General features: G+C 69.6%; 11 protein-coding genes. 9 read left to right on the forward strand and 2 right to left on the reverse strand.

The features are described from left to right. Positions 1 to 13 precede the first annotated feature (13 nt). From ACIHFD_RS14690 to ACIHFD_RS14700, 3 genes are all read left to right on the forward strand, one after another. Complete coding sequence (locus tag ACIHFD_RS14690; protein ID WP_397230572.1) at positions 14 to 211, forward strand: ferredoxin; 198 nt, start codon at positions 14 to 16, stop codon at positions 209 to 211. Continuing rightward, the gene (locus ACIHFD_RS14695) at positions 208 to 1368 is read left to right on the forward strand and encodes an NAD(P)/FAD-dependent oxidoreductase (RefSeq protein WP_397367297.1); all 1161 of its coding nucleotides are present in this window, start codon (positions 208 to 210) and stop codon (positions 1366 to 1368) included. The genes ACIHFD_RS14690 and ACIHFD_RS14695 overlap by 4 nt, the downstream gene beginning before the upstream one ends. Positions 1369 to 1488: 120 nt before the next feature. After that, positions 1489 to 2469, forward strand: coding sequence for a zinc-binding dehydrogenase (locus ACIHFD_RS14700; protein WP_397367298.1), 981 nt, complete (start codon positions 1489 to 1491; stop codon positions 2467 to 2469). A gap of 157 nt (positions 2470 to 2626) precedes the next feature. Here ACIHFD_RS14700 and ACIHFD_RS14705 read toward each other — a convergent pair whose 3' ends face one another. Both ACIHFD_RS14705 and ACIHFD_RS14710 read right to left on the reverse strand, forming a co-directional pair. Next, positions 2627 to 3820, reverse strand: coding sequence for a hypothetical protein (locus ACIHFD_RS14705; RefSeq protein WP_397367299.1), 1194 nt, complete (start codon positions 3818 to 3820; stop codon positions 2627 to 2629). Between the two features lie 4 nt (positions 3821 to 3824). Then, positions 3825 to 9344 (reverse strand): LamG-like jellyroll fold domain-containing protein, encoded by a 5520-nt coding sequence (locus ACIHFD_RS14710; protein ID WP_397367300.1) that lies wholly within the window; start codon positions 9342 to 9344, stop codon positions 3825 to 3827. A 253-nt stretch (positions 9345 to 9597) separates the two neighbouring features. On the opposite strand from ACIHFD_RS14710, the gene ACIHFD_RS14715 reads away from it, so the two are divergent. The 6 genes from ACIHFD_RS14715 to ACIHFD_RS14740 all read left to right on the forward strand — a co-directional run bounded on the left by ACIHFD_RS14715 (position 9598) and on the right by ACIHFD_RS14740 (position 19491). After that, on the forward strand, positions 9598 to 12492 hold the full coding sequence (locus ACIHFD_RS14715) for a BTAD domain-containing putative transcriptional regulator (protein WP_397367301.1): 2895 nt from the start codon (positions 9598 to 9600) through the stop codon (positions 12490 to 12492). 139 nt (positions 12493 to 12631) lie between these two features. After that, entirely contained in the window at positions 12632 to 13414 is a 783-nt protein-coding gene (locus ACIHFD_RS14720; protein ID WP_397367302.1) for an alpha/beta fold hydrolase, read from the forward strand. A 65-nt stretch (positions 13415 to 13479) separates the two neighbouring features. Continuing rightward, complete coding sequence (locus ACIHFD_RS14725) at positions 13480 to 14082, forward strand: acyl-homoserine-lactone synthase (RefSeq protein WP_397367303.1); 603 nt, start codon at positions 13480 to 13482, stop codon at positions 14080 to 14082. A gap of 134 nt (positions 14083 to 14216) precedes the next feature. Continuing rightward, positions 14217 to 16430 carry a glycoside hydrolase domain-containing protein gene (locus tag ACIHFD_RS14730; protein ID WP_397367471.1) on the forward strand — a complete coding sequence of 738 codons (2214 nt, stop codon included), beginning with the start codon at positions 14217 to 14219 and terminating at the stop codon, positions 16428 to 16430. After that, positions 16430 to 17704, forward strand: coding sequence for a glycosyltransferase (locus tag ACIHFD_RS14735; protein WP_350731789.1), 1275 nt, complete (start codon positions 16430 to 16432; stop codon positions 17702 to 17704). Before ACIHFD_RS14730 ends, ACIHFD_RS14735 begins: the two co-directional genes overlap by 1 nt. A gap of 209 nt (positions 17705 to 17913) precedes the next feature. After that, entirely contained in the window at positions 17914 to 19491 is a 1578-nt protein-coding gene (locus ACIHFD_RS14740) for an alpha/beta fold hydrolase (RefSeq protein ID WP_397367306.1), read from the forward strand. Positions 19492 to 19528: the final 37 nt, after the last annotated feature.

Raw genomic sequence — 19528 nt, forward strand, 5'->3', positions numbered from 1 at the left:
AGGAAGAAATCCCATGCGAGTAGAACTGGACGAACCGAAGTGCGTGGCGTCGGGGCAGTGCGTGCTGGCCGCCCCCGAGGTGTTCGACCAGCGGGACGATGACGGCGTCGCGATCCTGCTGGACGAGACTCCCGCCGCCGGGCTTCTCGACGGAGTCCGGGAGGCCGTGGCGATCTGCCCCGCGGCGGCGATCCGGCTGGTGGAACGATGAAGCGGATCCTCGTCGTCGGCGCCTCGGCCGCCGGACTGGCGGCGGCCGAGACTCTGCGCAGGGAGGGCTTCGACGGCACGCTGACCCTCGTCGGTGACGAGCCGGAGGCTCCCTACGACCGTCCGCCGCTGTCCAAGCAGATCCTCTCGGGCGAGTGGAGCGCCGGGCGGCTGCCGCTGCGCCCGCCCGCCGATCTCGACGCGCTCGGCCTCGACCTGCGGCTCGGGGTCGCCGCGACCGGTCTTGACCTCGCCGAACGTACGGTGCGGCTGGCGGACGGCGCCGTGGTGCCGTACGACGGGCTGGTCGTGGCCACCGGGGTGCGGCCGCGCCGCCTGCCCGGCCGGGGCGCGCACGTGCTGCGCACCCTGGACGACGCCCTGGCCCTGCGGGGGCGGCTGGGGCCCGGGCGGCGCCTGGCCGTGGTCGGCGCGGGATTCCTCGGGGCGGAGGCCGCGGCGGTGGCCCGCGGCCTCGGCTGCGAGGTCACCCTCCTCGAACCGGCGCCGGTCCCGCTCGCCCACGCCCTCGGCGAACATGTCGGACGCGTGCTGTCCCGGGCCCACCTGGAGCACGGGGTGAACCTGCGCACCGGGGTCACCGTGACCGAGGTGGACGAGGGCGGGGTACGGCTCGCGGACGGCGAACTGGTCGAGGCCGACGAGGTCCTGGTCGCCATCGGCTCCCTGCCGAACACCGAATGGCTGGCCGGCAGCGGCCTGACGGTGGCCGACGGCCTGGTCTGCGACGCGTACTGCGCCGCCGCGCCCGACGTGTACGCCGCCGGGGACGTCGCGCGCTGGCACAACCCGCTGTTCGGCACGTCGATGCGGATCGAGCACCGTACGAACGCCGCCGAACAGGGCATGGCCGCCGCCCGCAACCTGCTCCACCCCGAGGCGCGCAGGCCTTTCGCCCCGGTGCCCTACTTCTGGTCCGACCAGTACGACATGAAGATCCAGGCGTACGGCCAGCTGCGTGGCCATGACGGCGTGGCCGTGATGGAGGGGGACCTGGACGAGCGCCGGTTCCTGGCCGCGTACCGCACCGGGGACCGCCTGACCGGAGTGCTCACGGTGGGCATGCCACCCAAGGCGATCCGCCCCTGGCGCCAGGCGATCGCGGCCGGCGCCGACCGGCTCCCCGCCTCGGCCTAACGAAAGACCGACACGAGCCAGCAGCCAAAAGCGCCCGCCCCGCATCACCTCACGAAAGAGAGTCCCGCCATGGCCACGATGAAATCAGTCCAAACCGGGGCACAAGGCACGATTGACGTGGTGGACATCGAACGTCCCGTCCCCGGCCCCAAGGACGCCCTGCTGCGGATCCGCGCCTGCGGCATCTGCGGCACCGACCTGACCTTCATACGCATGGGCGGCATGCCGCTGGGCCCGGACGGACAGCTGACCTCGATCCCGCTCGGGCACGAACCGGCGGGCGAGATCGTCGAGGTGGGCGCCGAGGTCACCACCCTGAAGGCCGGCGATCGCGTCGTCGTCAACCCGCAGGCCGCTCCCTCAGGCATCATCGGCTGTGGCGGCGCGCTCGGCGGCATGAGCGAATACCTGCTCATCGAGAACGCCGTCGCGGGCAAGAGCGTGGCGGTCTTCCCCGACACGGTGCCGTTCGCCGTCGCCGCTCTCAACGAACCCATGGCGGTCGCCCGCCACTGCGTCAACCGCTCCGGGGCCGGACCGACGGACAAGGTCCTGGTGTTCGGCGCCGGCCCCATCGGCCTGGGCGCCGCGATCTGGCTGAAGCTGCGCGGGGTCGAGCACGTGACCGTCGCCGACGTCATCCCGCAGCGCCTGGAGACCGCCCTGGCCGTGGGGGCGGACGCCGTCATCGACTCCGCACGGCAGGACGTGGCCACGCGCCTGACGGAACTGCACGGCCAGGGCACCGACTCCCTGGGCCGGCCCCGCCCCGGCACGGACATCTACATCGACGCCGCGGGCGTGGCCGCCGTCGTCAACACGGCGCTGTCGTCGGCGAAGTGGGGCGCCAAACTGGTCACGGTGGCCGTGCACACGAAGCCCGAGCCCATCGACCTGGGCGCGATCCTCCGCAGCGAGATGACCATCCTCGGCTCCCAGGGCTACCCCACGGAGATCTTCGAGGTGACCCCGGAGATCGTGGCACACCAGGAGCGCTTCGCCCGGCTGATCAGCCACACCGTCCCCTTCTCGGAGGTCGGGCGCGCCTTCGACCTCACGCTGACGCCCGGTGCGGCGGAGAAGGTAGTGGTGACCTTGTGATGGGCGAGGGCGTGCTTGGCGATATCGCCCGCGACGTGGTGAAGGCGATGAAATGTGACTCCGTCAGGAAGTCTTTGTGTATACGCTCTACTTTGCGAGCCGCATTGATTCCACGAATTGCCGATCGAATGGCGTGGGCAGCCGAACTGCGACTGTTTCAGGAGCAGGCGGCGTTGTCGACGCCAGTGAGGTCAAGTACTTGATGGCGGGAGCCCTTGGCGTTCCAGTACATGAGTAACCCCGTGCCGTCGATGGCGAGACGGATGATTCCGGGGTTATAACGCACGTAAACCGTATAGGGCGCTGGCGCATCGGGTGGATCGAGCAGGGCTACCCGGCCGGCGCAGCGATCGTAGATTGCGACGGCCGTCCCCCGTGTTCCGATGGCCCACGCGGTGGAAACAAGTCCGCTTTTGCCTTGACCGCGGATGAAGGGTGGGCCGAAGAAGCCGAACCTCTCTCGATACAAGCTTGTCTGGAGGTGTTCGGCCGGTACGAGTTGACGGCCTGTGCCGTCGAGGCGCTGCACGACGACCTGTGTCAGCTCTCCAGTCCGTCTGCTCGCCTCGCTTACGCACCACGCCGGCCCGCAGCGGGCGAACGATCCGTCCAGGCGGCCGATCCGCCGCGTCTGTCCGGTGGACATGTTGGTCAGGGAGCGGTCTTCGTTCTGGATCCAGGGCCAGGAGGACGTACGCAAACTGTCGCCAACTTCAACCCGGGTGATGGCGCCTCCCTCTGGGGGCATGCGGTGGATCTCTCCGTCCCCCCACCAGACCAGCCCGGCGGCGTCAAGTCTCAGTCCTTCGACGAACTTCGGGCCATCAAGTCTCGAGGCCAGTCGTTTCATATGTCCGTCTCGCCATGGGGCCGCCCAGACTTCGCGAGCCCCCAGGTCATCTCCCGAGATCCAGGCGATCCGGGTGGTGTCCGTGGTCACGGCCAGGATCTCGCCTGCCGACTCCCTCTCAGGCGCCTTGCCGATCAGCCGGTGTCGGCCCGTTCGGTGGTTGTAGGTGAGCAGGGCGGTGCGTCTGTCATCGGGGTCGCCGTCGTGGACCATCAGGACGACGTCACGATCGACCATCGTGGCAGGGCGGACGTCACCGACGCCGTTGATCTCCTGAGGAACGGTGAAGGCGGCCTTGCGCCACACCTCTTGTGCGGCTGGCAGGACCGGCAGTAGAGGGGCTGGTCGCGCCGGTTCCGTGCTGTGCCGCGCCGAGGGGTGTTCGACAGGCCCCGATCCGAGTGCCAGAAGCAGGATCACGACGAGCACCACTTTCGATCTCAACGGCCCCGCCTTCTTTCCGAAAATGCGCGGGCCGGAGGTTATCTCCGGCCCGCGCATTTGCTTAGATTGTCTGCTTCGGGAACTTGCTGTAGTTAGATGAATGGTCGACGTCGATGCACTTGGCCCAGTCCGGATACATGACCTTGGGCTTCAAGTCGCCAGCGCATGGAATCTTCGAATTGTCGCAGACGTTGAAATTTCGCTCGACCATGATGTACAGGCTGTGCCTGATCGGGTGCCAGTCGTACTCTTTGTGCTGAAGTTTGCCGTTCTTGTCCTTATAGGTGTAGACGAAATCGAGGATGAGTTCGCTCCTCAGTGCGTGCCGGTAGGCCTTGATGTCGCATTGCTCGAAATCGCCCGTCGGACAGTTGCTGAGGATGCCCGTGAAGTAGTCGCGGATCTCGCGGCTGTCACGTACCTTCGACGGGTTGTAGTCACCGCACTCCTCGCTGGCGTTGCCGCCCCAGGTGGCGCCGAAGTCCAGGCCGGCGGTGATCTCCGGGGAACCCTTCACCTGTCCTTGGATGGCGAGTGAGGCACTGGGCGAGAAGCTGGTCTTGTTCCACAGGAAGCAGGCCGTCGAGGCGGCCTTCAGCGTCACGTTCGACTCCCGCTTCGAGGGGTCGGTGTCGCTCTTGTGAGTGCCTCTCAGTTGCTTGGCGAACTCCGACTTCTCTCCCCACGCAGCCGTCTGATTGGTAGTGCCGAACGTCACCATGCTGCTGAGGTTCTCGATCTTCCACCGTTGGTTCTTGGTGAACGAGCCCGCCGCCTGGCCGATGTTCCAGTCGGAGTAGAGGCGGGTCGAGTAGAACCAGCCCTTCTTTCCCAAGTTATCGATTTGACGGCACGTCACCCATGCTCCCGGAGCTCGCGCCTCAAGCGGCCCGAGCTCGCTGGTGCAGCCGCTGACGCTCGTTCCCGGAGCACAACCCCCTGATTCCGCGGTGGCCCGCAGACCGGTCGGCGGCAGGGTCCCCGGCACCATGTTGCCGCACGCGTCATAGACGTCCGTCGAATCCTGCCCAGCCTCGACCGGCATCTCGATGATGGTCAGACCGCCGCACCGGTCGTGGACGAATACCGACACGGTGAACTCGCTTGGCTCGACCTGCCCGGCGATCCCCGCGCGCATGGCTGGCGAGGTAGTGCCGTTTGGTGTCGTCTCCTTCCACGTCCGCTTGACCATGGCGGTTACCCGCGTCGTTCCATCCCGCCCGAGTTGGGGCACCACATTCTCGAGCATGACCTGAGAGTCGGACCGCGTCACCTCAAGCCGGTCCAGCTCACCCTTCTGTGAGAGCAGCAAATCGTTGAGCAGCGAGAGCTTGGCCGTGACCGGGGCGGCGGGGGTGATGCCGGGAGCTTGCCAGACGCTGGCCGCGCTGCCTTCCAGGACCGCGTCCTGAGCCTTGAAATAGGCGCGGATCCGCTCGGTGTAGTCCGCCACGGTCGTACCCGCGTCCGAGTCTGCGGCAGACCGTGACAGCTCGCGGTCCACGTTAACGTTGCAGGGTTCGGGGCCAGGCTTGGGCGGAGGAGGCACGGCCTTGGGCGTGACCGTGGCCAACGCCCACTCGCCCTCCCCGAACTGTGTCCTGGCCCGAACCCTGACCGTGTAGGTCTTGCCGTTGGTCAGGCCGCCGATGGCGACAGTGGGCTCGGTTGTCTTGAACTCCTTGACAATCGTGTCGCCGTCCAGTGCTTGGGCGTCATAGCCATCCAGCATGACCATTCCGCCGTTGTCCTCCGGCATGCCCCAGCTGAGCACCGCCCCGCTGTCACCGGGCGACGCCACCAGGTTGAGCACCGCGCTCGGTGGGCCAGGCTGCATGTACGACAGCGCCATCGACATTTGTTCGGCCGCATCCGCCGTGCTGAAGGTCACCATCTCCTCCCGATTGGAGGTGAGCACGTACCAGGTGTATGTGCTTTCGGCGATGTCGGCCTGCGGGCTCGCGATCGGCAGGTCGTACGTCACACCTGGGTCGACGTATCCGGTGAGGTCAGAGCCCTTTGTGTCGGCAGTGACACCGCTCTTCAAAGCCCTCATGGTGACGACCGTGTCCGCCGGGCAGGTCCCTCCGGAACAAGACGGACTGCCCAGCTTGAGTAGTGCCTTGGTGAACGTGGCCCCGTCCGGAACCGCGTCCAGCCTGATCCCGATCACGCCGGCGACCTTGCCAGTGCTTGATCCGCCGACCTCGATGTGATCGCTCTCGGTGAGCGAGCACGGGGCGCCGTCGCAGGCGGCCGGGTCGGTCTTGGCGATTTTTAGGACGAAGTTGTCCTTGGCCAGCGTCAGGTTCCGGACTTCATCCGTGGGAGGCGGCGGGGACGTGCCGGGGGTGGTGAAGTTGACGGCGACGGTCTTGGGGGTGCAGACCTCTTCGACGCCCTCGCCGGTCGCGACCGCGGTGGCCATCGACCGGGCGGCCGGGGCGGTGCCCTGCTGGACCTCCAGGTAGTCGAGTTCCAGGCCGAACCAGGCCTGGTTGATCCAGACCTCGATCGTGTTGGATCCGGCCTTGAGATTCACCGTCGTGGTGAAGTCGGTCCAGCCGGAGGAACTCTCGGCGAGGCTGTGCGCGCTTGTGGTCCCGTTGACGGAGAGCCCGATCGTGCTGGCCATGGCGGTCATGTAGCGCAGCCGCAGCGTCGCGCTGCCGGCGGCGGTGGCGTTGACGGTCCACTTCGCGCTGTCACTGGTGCTGTCACCGACGATGGCGGCGCCGGCCGATGTCCCCTCAGGGACATCCGTTGTCTCCTCGAAACCGGACAAGGTGGCGTCTTCGGCCTCATAGCGGCCCGATCCCGGCGTGGGGGTCGGGGTTGGGGTCGGGGTGGGCGTGGGAGTGGGGGTGGGGGTGGGGGTGGGGGTCGGGGTGGAGCCGCCGGTCGGGCCGGTGGCGCAGGCGACCATCTGCCACTTGTACGTACGCCCCGCCTGCACCGTGCCGGGCGGGAGCTGGAAGGAGGCGCGTTCTCCGCCGTTGACCGTGCGCGAACCCAGAGGGGCGGAGCCGACCGGGAGGTTCTGGTCGTCGTACAGGTAGTACTTGGCCATGACCGGGCCACCCGAGGGGCGGTTGACCATGCCCGAGAGGATGGGCTGGGTCGGGTCGGCCATGCCGGTCTCGGTGTCGGCGGGCAGCTTCGGCGCGTCCGAGGTGATCCGGTAGGCCGGGCTCTCGTTGCAGGAAGGCGGCGTCAGGCCGCTGCGGCAGGCCTTGACCACGAACTTGAAGCTGGCCGGGTTGTCCAGCGTGAACACCTTGTCCAGGCTCTGCCCGGAGGGGATGTTGTTGTGCGTGGTGGTGCCGGGCACGCCGACCAGCGCGCGGATCTCCTCCGCGGTCAAAGCTCGCTGGTAGACGTGGACGTCGTCCACCGCTCCGCTGAGGTTCTTGGAGATGACGCGGGCGCGGCCGATCTCGAAGGCGCCGCGGGCATTCCAGGTGGCCGTGAAGGAGCGTTCGGACGACAACGCCCCGTCCACGTACAGCCGGATCTTCTGGGCGCTGTGGTCGTACTGCACCGTGACATGCGTCCACTCCGCGACCTTGGCCAGGTCCTTGGACTGGATCGGCACCTCGCGGATCGTGTCGGCCGTGTCCTGTTCCAGCGTGGAGAACCACCAGCGCTGGTCGAACTCGGGAGCCGTGGAGGTCTCGTACTTCAGCACGAAGCCGGGCTGGTTGACGCCCATCTGCGAGAACACCGTCTGCGGTTCGCTGCTCTTGTCCAGCCGGACCCATGCCGAGACGGTGTAGCTCTGGTTGGTGTCGAGCACGGGCTTGCTGGTCGCGGCGTACCCGGAGCCGGTGAACTTGACCGCCTGCCCGAGCTGACCGGCCTCGCGGCTGTAGCTGCCGGACAGGGTGGCCGGCAGGTTCTTGCCGGAGGAGTCGGCGGCGGTGGCGCCGCTGGTCTCGTCCAGCTTCCAGTACGCCGCCTCACCCGCGGGCAGCTGGGCGGCCGGAGGTGCCATGGTGGAGTCGTTGACCGTGACGGTGTAGTCCAGGTTCGCGCTCTCGGGGACGCTCGACTTGTAGGTCACCTTCACGTTGGTGCTGCGCGCGATGGCGTCGTTGCCGCTCATGGAGTCGATCGACTCGGCGCTCACCGTGGGGATCTCCGGCGGGAGCACCCAGTCCACGCTCAGTTTGGGCACGTTCTGCCCGAACAGCTGCGGCCAGAACGCGAACGACTCGGAGAACCACGTGGGGACCGGGCTCTCCGACGACAGGCTCAGCATCAGGCCGTTGTTCGGGGTTCCCGAGGCCCACAGCCGGGTCATCGCGGTCAGGTCCCAGCTCCACACCGAGCCGGTCGTCCCGGGCAGGGAGCACGGGTCGATCGAGGAGCGTCCCTCCGGCGTGGTGGCGGGCTGGTTGCCCCAGAAGGTGCTGTCCGCGACCCACTTGTCGGTGATGCGCTGGGCGACGATGCCCTGGAAGGCGCTGCAGTTGCCGACGTCCTGGCGCAGCATCAACTGCATCGTGGACCTGACCACCTGGCGGCCCGCGATCGAGGAGGTGTCGAACGCCATCAGTGCCCTGTCCAGCGTGTCACCGTCCCGCGAGTTCGACCGGCCCACGTATCCCGGCGAGGACTGCCGGGTGGGCGACCTGACGCCGACCTCCTGGCTGATGCCGAGCGTGGTGGTGGGATCGACGGTGACCGGGTAGGTGGTCGCGGGATCGGCCAACCACTCGGTGTCCGGCTTGAGCACCAGCACCTGGCCGTCACCCTCGGACTTCACCTGGGTGGTGACCTTCTCCTCGCGGCCACGGCCCCCGCTCGCCGCCGCGTCCCACATCCGCGGACCCGGCGCCGACAGCACGGTCTTGCCGCCGTGGTCGGTCAGCTTCAGGCTGCCGCGCTTGGTCATGGCCAGCTTGAGCTCGCCGGCCTCGACAGGGATGCGGAACTCCACCGGCCCGGCGGGCCGTTCGCGCAGCACCACGTCGTGCCGGAACCCGGTGGGCAGGGCTGTCACGACCAGATCGGCCCCTGGGCCGGCGGCGTCACGATAGGTGGCCACGTTCCCGCTGACCTGCGGCCGGGGCAGCTCCTTCGGCCACGACAGCGCCATCTTCTGGCCCTTGGCGCGCTCCAACGACGCGAACGGCCGGCTCCCGCCCAGGGAGAACGCCACATCGGCCAGGCCTACCTTGGGCTTGAGCACGCCGTCACGTTCGGTCAGCGTCGGATCGATCCACGCCCACGAGCCGTCGTCCTGCTTGAGCTGGGCGGGCCCACCGTAGGACTGGGTGGTGAGGTGCCCGTCGGGATAGGCCCAGGTGCGCGACATCTCCGTGTAGGCGGCCTCCACCGGAACCGCCTTGCCCTGTTCCCTGGCCTTGGCCACGGCCGCCCGCAGTTCCGCGTCCGGATCCTCCGGCTTGGGGAACGTCGTGACCGACGCGGCGGCCGGGGGCTCGGGCTTGGCCGGATCGGCGTCGGCGGGCAGCGCCACGAAAAGGGACGTGGTCAGTGCGGTGACGGCCGCCGCGGCCGTCCATCCGGCGTAGCCGGATCTGCGCCGGGGCGGCGACGCCGGTGGCGCCGGCATCGCCAGAGGGAGATCTCCCGATAAGCGGCGCCGGCCGCCAGGGGGGATCGGGGGGTGAAGGGGCACCCGTTTACTCCATCCATGTCAGGAAAGCCCCGGTTGACGAGCAGGCCGGAGACCGGCTCGACCGGGGATGGCCACATGAGCATGGATGAGACCTCTGTAGAGATTGTCTAGATCTTGTCATGATCATTGTGGAGTCGATCTGTCATCGCATGTTGCGAGGTCTGCGACAGCGTGTAAGGGGGTTCGGGTGAAGTTCCGCATTTTGGGGTCGGTCGAGATCTGGCGCGGTGGAGCCGAGGTGCCGATCGTCGGCGAGAAACAGCGGACGTTGGTCGCGCTGCTGGTGCTCCGGGCCAACCGGGTGGTGCCGCACGACCAACTGCTTCATGCGCTCTGGGGAGACGATCAGCCGGCCGCGGGGCGGCGGGCTCTGCACAACTACCTGTGGTCGGTGCGCCGCCTGCTCGCCGATGACGACGACCTCTCGACGAGCTCCGGCGGGTACTCCTTGAAGGTCTCGGCGCGGGGCTCCGACCTCGCCGTCTTCCGGGCCGAGGTCGCCGCCGCCGGCGAGGCCCGGGCCGCGGACGACCTGTCGCAGGCCGCCGGGCGGCTGCGTGCCGCACTCGATCTGTGGCGCGGGCCCGCGCTGACCGGGACGCGCCTGGAGTTCCAGACCGCGCAGGGTTACGCACTGGAGGAGGCTCGATTAGCCGCGCTCACGGATCGTATCGAGGTGGATCTGGCCCTGGGCCGGCACGCGGAGCTGATCGGCGAGCTCCGGCAACTCGTCGTCGCCGCTCCGCTGCAGGAGCGCTTCCGCGGCCAGCTCATGCTGGCCCTGTATCGCGACGGCCGGCGCGCGGACGCGCTGGAACAGTACAGGCTGGCCCGTCAGTGCGTGCGCGACGAGCTCGGTCTGGAGCCCAGCGACGAGCTCACCAGGCTCCACCAGGGGATCCTCGCCGGCGAGCCCGAGCTGCTCAAGCTGAACGATTCCGAACGGGCGCGCGTTACCCAGCCCTCACGGCCGGAGGTCGTCCCACGGCAGTTGCCCGCCGACGTGGCCCGGTTCACCGGCCGTGAGAAGAACCTGGCAGCGCTCGACCTGCTCCTGTCCGCGGATTCCGGCAAGACGCTGGTGGTCTCCGCCATCGCCGGCGCGGGAGGCGTCGGCAAGACCGCCCTGGCCATCCGCTGGGCGCACCTCCGTGCCGCCCATTTCCCCGACGGTCAGCTCTACGTGAACCTCCACGGCTATTCGCGCAACGCCACGGTCACCTCCGTGCAGGCACTGCGGCAACTGCTGCGAGGGCTCGGCGTACCGGCTGAGGAGATCCCGCTCGAGACGGACGAACGATCGGCCATGTACCGTTCGGTCCTCGCCGGCAAGCGCGTGCTCGTCGTCCTGGACAACGCGGCCGCTGCCGATCAGGTCCGGCCGTTGCTTCCCGGCTCGTCGGCGAGTCGCGTCCTCGTCACCAGCCGTGATTCGCTGCGGGGCCTGGCCGCCACGCACGACGTCGACCTCGTCGTGCTGGACGTGCTCGCGCCGGAGGAGGCGGAGGCGATGCTGCGTGCCTTCCTGGACGACGACCGGGGTCAGGAGCCGATCGGCGAGCTGGCCGCCCTGTGCGGATACCTGCCCCTCGCGCTGCGGCTGGCCGCCGCGCACCTTCGTGACACGCAGGAGCCGGTGGCCGACCTGGTGGCGCGTCTGCGCGCGGGGAACCGCCTGGAGACGCTCGAGTTCGCGGAGGACCCGCACATCGGCGTCCGCTCCACGTTCGCGCTGTCCTACCAGGCACTGCCGGAGTCCGTACGTACGGTGTTCCGCGCCGCCGGCCTGCACCCGGGACGGGACCTCAGCCTCGACGCCCTGGCGGCCATGACGGGGCAGAGCCCGGAGGCCACCCGCCAGGCCGTGGCCGCACTCGTACGCGCCCATCTGGTCCAGTGCTCCGACCGGCAGCGCGTGAGCATGCACGACCTCATCCGGGAGTACGCCAGAGACCTCGCGGAGGCGGAAGGGGGGCAGGCCGAGGCGCTGGCGCGGCTGCTCGGATGGCACGCGCACACCGCCCGGGCGGCGATGACCCACATCGACCCCGACGTGCGGCTGCTGTGGCCGGACATCCCGGGACCCGCGGGCGGGCCGCAGGACTTCGCCGACCGGGACAGCGCCATGGCCTGGCTGAACACCGAATGCCACAACACCGTTTCCCTGACCGTGCATGCCGCCCGGCACGATGCGCCGGTCGCCGCCTGGCAGCTGGCCTACATCACGGCGTACCACTTCTACCTGACCGGGCGCATCGACGACTGGATCGTCGCCCACCAGGCGGCGCTGGAGGCCGTACGCCAGGTGGGCGACCTCAACGGTGAGGCGAAGGTCCTCACTACTCTGGGCCACGCCTTCATCGAGGCCGACCGGTACGGCGAGTTCCTGGACTGCCAGCGCAGGGCGCTCGAACTGGCCGTGGCGACGAACGACCTGCGCATGCAGGCGGAGGCCCAGTGTTACGTGGCCTTCGGGCTGTTCAGGATCGGCCGGCTCGCCGAAGCCCTCGACGCCAACGCGCGTGCTCTGGAGCTCTACCGTGCATACGACCATTGGCCGGGGGAGATGGCCATCGTCTACCAGACGGGGCAGATCCATCTGCGGCTCGGCAAGATGCACAGTGCGCTGGAGCACATGGAGCGCACGCTCGCGTATCTACGCGAGCACGACCGGCGCCACGACGAGACGTACGCCCTGTTCGAGGTCGTCATGGCCAACCTGGGCCTGGGAAATGTGACAGCGGCCCTGGAGAGCGCCACTCTCGCCCTCCGCATCGCCCGCGAGCTCGGCGACCGCATACTCCAGGCCCTGGCGCTGTGCCACCTCGGTGAGGTCAAGGCGCGGCAGGGTCTCCATGACGAAGCGCTCCGGTTTCAGGAGGAGGCTCTGATCCATGCTCAGCAGCTGCGGGGGCGGCTGACCGAGTGCAAGGTACGCAACGGGCTGGGACGTACGTACGAGATGCGCGGCGACCACGAGGAAGCCGGCAGGCATTTCCGCGCGGCCCTGGACATCGCGGCGAGGATCGACGACCCCTACGAGCTGGAGGCCGCCCAGGCCGGGCTGGCTCGGATGATTTAGGCGCTGTTTGTCGCTTTCATGACCTCGTTCGGGTGGTGCGGATGTCAGCGTGAATGAATAGGGCCTTTTTCGAGGTCCGGCCGGAGAGGGGTACGACATGATGAGATGCCGGGTTTCGTGCGCCCTTCTCCTGTCGGCCGTGGCCGTCGTGCCGGCGCCCGGTGCGGCGGCGGCGTGGCACGAGTCGTGTCCGTCGCCGGGCGCGAGCAGGGTGACGGTCGTGCTGGTGCACGGTGCGTGGGCCGACACCTCCAGCTGGAGCGGGGAGGTGCAAGCTCTGCAGCGGGCGGGTCACGCCGTGCGGGCGGTGGCCAATCCGCTGCGCGGCCTGACCGGTGACGCGCAGACCGTACGGGACTTCCTGCGGACCCTCCCGGGGCCGGTCGTGCTGGTCGGGCACTCCTACGGCGGCTCGGTGATCACGAATGCCGCCGCCGGCGACCCGCGCGTCAAGGCGCTGGTGTACGTCAGCGCCGCGGCGCCGGACGTCGGCGAGACCACGGGGCAGCTCAGCGGCACCGGCTCGGCGCTCGGCGGTGACCCGGCCACCCTTTACGACCGCTCGGCCTACCCCGGGTCGAGCGGCGGCGCGGCCGACCTGTACCTGAAGCGGGAGGTGTTCCTCCGCTCATTCGCCTCCGACCTGCCCCGCGAGACGGCCGCCCGGCTGTGGACCTCCCAGCGGGCCGCCTCGACGGTCGCGTTCACGACGCCGTCGAAGGCCGCGGCGTGGAGGACGGTCCCGTCCTGGTACTTCATCCCCACCGGCGACCGGATCATCGTGCCGGCCTCGCAGCGGGCGATGGCCAAGCGGGCGGGCTCGAAGGTCACCGAGTTCCCCGGCGGCTCCCACCTCACGCTCATCTCGCACCCGGACGCCGTGACGCGGGTGATCGAGGACGCGATCTGCTCCGTACGCTGAATCCAGAGGCCCCGCTACCGCGAACAACACAGAAAAGGGGATCCTGATCATTCGCGGAGGCGCTCGTGGGCGGTTCGCCGGGGGAGAGATGCGCGCAACGGATCGTGGTCGGCGAGGCGAGGGAATTACCGGAGTGGCTGGTCGACGGCATGTTCCGCCTGCGCCACACAGTGTTCTACGAACGCCTGCAGTGGGACGTCGACAGCGTCCGCGGCAGGGAGCGCGACTCCTACGACGACTGCGATCCGGTCTATGTGATCGGCTACGCGGAGGACCGCCAGGAGGTCACGGGGTGCTGCCGGCTGCTCCCGACCGTCGGTCCCTACATGCTCCGCGACGTCTTCTCCGAGGCGTTACGCGGTGGCCAGGCACCGTGCGATCCGGCCGTCTGGGAGCTCAGCCGGCTGGCCACCGCGGGCGCCTGGTCCCACAAGGCGACGGTGGGTTTCGGGCCGCTCGCCCGCGCGCTGCTGCGGGAGGCGTTCCGCTGGGTCGACCGGCGCGGTGACACGGTGGTCGCGGTCTCCAGCCTGGCGGTGGAGCGCAGCGTGAACGCCATGGGCGTCGCGACCCGGCGCTTCGGCGACGGCGGGGCGACGCGGCTGGGCAGTCTGCTCTGCTCCGCCTACACCACCTCCACCAGGGACTTCCTGGAGAAGGTGGGCTAAGTGACGTTTCGGCGGTGCCGGGCCGGATCAAATCTTCATTGACGTGCCGCAGGCCAAGAAGTTCATCTCGCCGAAACCCAAGGCGGGATCGCGCCGGATAGAGTCCCGCCATCCTCGACAACGTTGATCCTTTCATCGGCACCTCGGCGACCGACCTGCCCCGGGCACGTGGTCTGGCCGCCACTTGGTGGTGGCCGAAACCGCAGGTGGGCAACACCCACCCGGGGGCCACGTCACCGCTCGGCATGGTGTCGGCCTGCGCCTACTCCGGCGCGTACCCGACGGGGTACGGGAGGTACACGAAGAACACCGAAGGTGTGCCCGAGGAGATGCTGGAGCGGCTGCAGGCGTCCGGGTTCACCCATTTCCAGCAGTCCGGCACCGGCGCGATCCGCAAGTACTACAACTACGTCCGGGTCACGCCGATGGTGCAGCCGCTGGACGCGCTGGGGGAGGCCTGGCCGCTGCACGACGAGGTGGCGGAGGCGGGCTACTACGCGGCCACCCTGGACACCGGGGTCCGCTGCGAGCTCACCGTGGGCGCCAAGGTCGCCGTGCACCGGTACACGTTCCCGCAGCACAGCAGCGCCCGTGTGGTGATCGATCTGTCCTGCGGCGGGCTGGACATCGAGCTCGGCCGTACGGTGCCGCTGCGGGCCCAGGTGGAGAACATGGGGCACGGGCGGACCCAGGGCACGGTCGTGATGGAGGGCGTCCCGCTGTCGGTCGTCGTGGACGTCGACAGCCCGGGCTGGCGGCAGATGCTCTGGTACGACCGGCGGCTCATCGACGGCGGCACGCGCCTCGACTTCGACAGCATCCGGCACACCACGCTGCGCCCTTTCGGCATGCTCTACATGGGCCCGGCCGCGCCGGGGCAGACCATCGAGGTACGGCTGGGCTTCTCGCTGCGCGGGTGCGACCAGGCGCGCGAGAACCTGGAGCGCGAGTGCGGGCAGGGGCAGCCGGCGTTCGACGCGGTACGCGCCGGGACCCGCGCCCGCTGGGGCGATCACCTCGACCGGGTCCAGGTCGAGGGCGGCACGCCGGCCCGCAGGACCGTGTTCGCGACGGCGCTCTACCACGCGCTGATCAAGCCGTGCGTCGCCGACGACGAGAGCCCGTTCTGGCCCACTCCCGGGCCGTTCGCGTTCGACGTGTGCACCATGTGGGACATCTACAAGACCCAGCTCCCGCTGCTCGCGGCCATCGCCCCCGATCGGGCCGCGGACCTGCTGGAGTCGCTGATCCGGGTCTGCGAGGAAGAGGGCAACTTCCCGATCGGCTACCGGATGTCCCGCGGCGCCGACCGGTTCTTCCGCCAGGCCAGCGCGCTCGCGCACACCGCGCTGGCGGACGCCCACGCGCTCGGCTGGGCGGGCCTGGACTGGAACTGGGCGCTCGTGCACATGGTCGACGACCTGCGCCGGATGTACGGCGAGGACTTCTTCGAGCACGGAGTGGTGCACCCGATCACCCACACTCTCGACCTCGCCTACGCCCACCATTGCACGGCGCAGGTCGCCCGCGCGCTGAACGACCGCCGCCTCGCCGCCGACCTCGAGGACCGCAGCCGTCACTGGTCCAACGCCTTCGACCCCGGCACGGGGCTGCTGCGCGACTCGGAGTTCTACGAGGGCGGCAAGTGGAACTACTCGTTCAGGCTGCTGCACGACATGGCCGCGAGGATCGCCCTGGCCGGCGGCGACGCGGCCTTCATCGACAAGCTGGACAGGTTCTTCGGCTTCGGCGCCGCACCGGTGACGCAGCCCGGCCGCCGCCCGCGCACGGCGGAGATGGCGGCCGGTTACGCCCTCAACCGGTTCGAGGGGCTGAACAACGAGCCCGACATGGAGGCGCCATGGGCCTACCACTACGCGGGCCGGCCCGACCGCACGGCCCAGGTGGTGCAGGCGGCGCTGACCTGGCAGTTCGGCACCGGCCCCGGCGGGCTGCCCGGTAACGACGACTCCGGCGGCCTGAGCTCGTGGTACGTCTGGGCGTCGCTGGGGCTGTTCCCGGTCGCCGGACAGAACCTGTTCCTGGTCAACGCGCCCGCCTTCGAACGGGCCGTGCTCCGGGCCGGCGGCAACGAGTTCGTCATCGAGACCAGCGGGCTCCGCGAGACGCCGATCGGCGTCGACGGCATCGATCGCGACCCGCCCGCGCAGTACGTACAGTCGGCGACCCTCAACGGCGAGCCCCTGCACGCGACACACCTGAGCGCCGCCACCGTGCACCGGGGCGGCCGGTTGCACCTGCGGCTGGGGCCGGAGCCGTCGGCGTGGGGCCGGGGGCTCCGCCCGCCGTCCCTGTCCGATCCGCCCGCGACACCGGAGGAACCGTGATGACCCACCCCCGTCGCCGTCTCGTCATCGTGGTCAGGGCCGACCCGGTCATCTGCGGCCACTCCGGCGAGGCCCGCAATCTCGCCGAGGTGGCGCTGACCCGCGGATTCGACGACGTACGGCTGCTGACCTGGCCGATCCCGACGCTGCAGGCGGCCGGGCTGCCGCTCAAGCCGCTGGACCGGCTGCTGCCGTACAGCGCCGGGATCACCGTGGAGCGGCCGGAACCGGTCGGCGACTACCGGGTCCCCGACGGACGCCACCAGGCCGGGCTCACCGGCCGCCTCGTCGAGCTGCTCGCCGAGCCGTTACGCACGACCTGCCTGTCCATGTACCTCGCCCCGCACACCGCGGTGGTCGTGGACGCGGTCGCGGCCGCGCGGGCGGCCGGGTTCGCGCCGGACGTCCACACCATCGCGAAAGCCGTCGGCTCCGACGTGACCAACGTGATCCGCTCGTGCCTGCGGGAAGGCCGGTTCGGCGCGGCGACCGTGCTGTTCACCACCTTCCTGGCCAACGACGAGGTCGTCGCGGTCTCCGAGTACACCCGGGAGGAGATCGTCGCCTCGGCCGAGCAGGTGGACGCCCACTGCGGCACCACGTTCGCCGAACAGTGCCGGCGCCGCGTCACCGTCAGCTACCCGCCCATCGACTCCGCCGCCTTCCTCGACCCGGACCCGGCCCAGGTGGACGCCGCGCTCGCGCGACGCGGCCTGGAGCGCGACGGATACATCCTGTTCCTGTCCCGCGTGACCCGGGCCAAGGGGATCCACGACCTGCTGGCCGCCTTCGGCCGGATGCGCTGCCGGTCGCGGGTGAAGCTGGCCGTCGTCGGCACCGGCCCGGCGCTGGAGCAGGTGCGGGCGGCGGCCGAGGGCGACGACCGGGTGGTCCTCTTCACCGACGTCGACGACCAGGAGAAGCCGCTGCTCATGCGCGGCTGCGCGGCCTACGTCCTGCCCACCAAGCCCGAGCCCGAGTTCGTGGAGACGTTCGGCATCGCCCTGGCCGAGAAGATGCTCTCCGGCGGCGGGCCGATCGTCACCACCACGACGGGCGGGACCCTCGAGGCGGTCGGCGACACCGCCGTCGTCATCGAGCCCGGCGACGTCGCCGGGCTGGTCGCGGCCGTGGACCGGGTGGTCCTCGACATGCCCGCCGCCGAACGGCAGGACCTGGAGCTTCGCGCCCGCGCCCGCGCGATGTCCTTCGACCGGGTCGCGGTGTTCGACAGCTTGTTCCCACAGGGGACGCCTGCCGTTGCTTCTTGCTGATTTTGGACGTGTCTGAATAAGTCCCGAACACGTCCATATGTTTCGTGGTAGGACGTACGAGCGAACGTAGGGGATCGGCTGGATGTTGCGCTCGGCCCGCCCATGGTGCGCGCGCTCGCCGCGCGCTGCCGGGCTACGGGGCCGTCGACGGGGATGATCAGAGTCGGCCGCGTGCCGCGCGGGGGCCAGCCGACGACGATTGGAGCAATGTGCGACGAAAGTACTCTGTGCTGGCTGCCGCCTTCGTGGCGTTAGCGGCGCTTTTGCCCGTCTCGCCGGCCGCAGGCGCGGCCACGCGGGACGGAGCCTCGGGGGAGACCACGACAGGCAGCATCGCCTGGGCACCCTGCGAGGAGGAGCCCACCGCCGAGTGCGGCAAGCTGGCCGTCCCGGTCGACTGGTCCAACCCGAACGGCGAGAAGATCGACCTGGCCATCGCCCGGCGCAAGGCCACGGACCCCGCGGCCCGGGTCGGCTCCCTGGTGATCAACCCGGGCGGTCCCGGCGGGTCCGGCGTGGAGTCCGTGTACGGCGCCACCTGGTTCACCGATGAGCTCCAGAGGCGCTTCGACATCGTCGGATTCGACCCCAGAGGCGTGGGCCGCAGCCACCCGGTGATCTGCTCGGCGTCGGTGTACAACCAGATGCCGCACACCGTCATCTCCTCCCAGGCCCAGTTCGACGCCTGGGACGCCTTCACCAAGAAGCTGCACAAGGACTGCCGGGAGCGCACCGGCCCGCTGTACGACCACGTCGACTCGCGCAACGTGGCCCGCGACATGGACGCCCTGCGCGCCGCCCTCGGCGAGGAGAAGCTGACCTACTACGGCATCTCGTACGGGACGCTGATCGGCCAGATGTACGCCGAGATGTTCCCGAACCGGATCCGGGCGCTCGCGCTGGACAGCAACATGGACCACAGCCTCGGCGTCGCGGGCTTCCTCGCCACCGAGGCGGTCGCGGTCGAGGACGCGTTCGACGAGTTCGTGGGCTGGTGCGAGGCCGACGAGAGCTGCGTCCTGCACGGGCGTGACGTCCGCGCGATGTGGCGGGACCTGCTGGCCAAGGCGCGGCGCGGGGAGCTGTACTACCCGACCGCCCCGGACAAGCCGATGACGGAGCTGCAGGTCATCTACAACGCCGCGCTCGGCACCGAGGGGCCCGACTGGCGCACGCTGAGCGAGGTCATCAACTGGCTGAGCGGCGGCGCTGAGCCGTCGTGGGTGCCGCCGCTGCCGGGGCGGGGCCCCGTCGAGGGCGACGTGGCCGAGCTGCCGACCCGGATCCTGTGCCAGGACTACAACCTCCGGGTGCGGAACTACGCGGAGTACGCGGCTCTCATGAAGGTCTCCAACAGCCTGGCGCCCGACGTGCGGTACCACCCGTTCCCGTACGACGACCTGCCGATCTGCCTCAACTCGACCCCGACGAACCCGCCGCATGCGCTGCGGTACACGGGTGACGCCCCGATCCTGCTCGGGAACTCGCTGCACGATCCCGCCACTCCGTACATGTGGTCCGCCAACGTGGGCCGCCAGCTCGGCTCGAAGGCGACGCTGCTCACCTACGAGGGCTGGGGCCACCGCATCTACGGCAAGGACGAGTGCAGCACGGTGCCCATCGACAACTTCCTGATCTCGCTGACGGTGCCCCCGAAGGGCTACCGCTGCGAGGTGGGCGGCAAGGCCGAGATCATGGCCAAGCGGCAGCCCGGGCGGCTGTGGCCGACCGACCGGCTCAACTGGGGCGGCTCGTTCGTGACCCCGTCCTTCAAGACGGCCGGCTGAGCCAGCCGGCGCTGACGCCGCCCATGGCCCGGGTACG

It is taken from the genome of Nonomuraea sp. NPDC051941, from assembly GCF_044593615.1.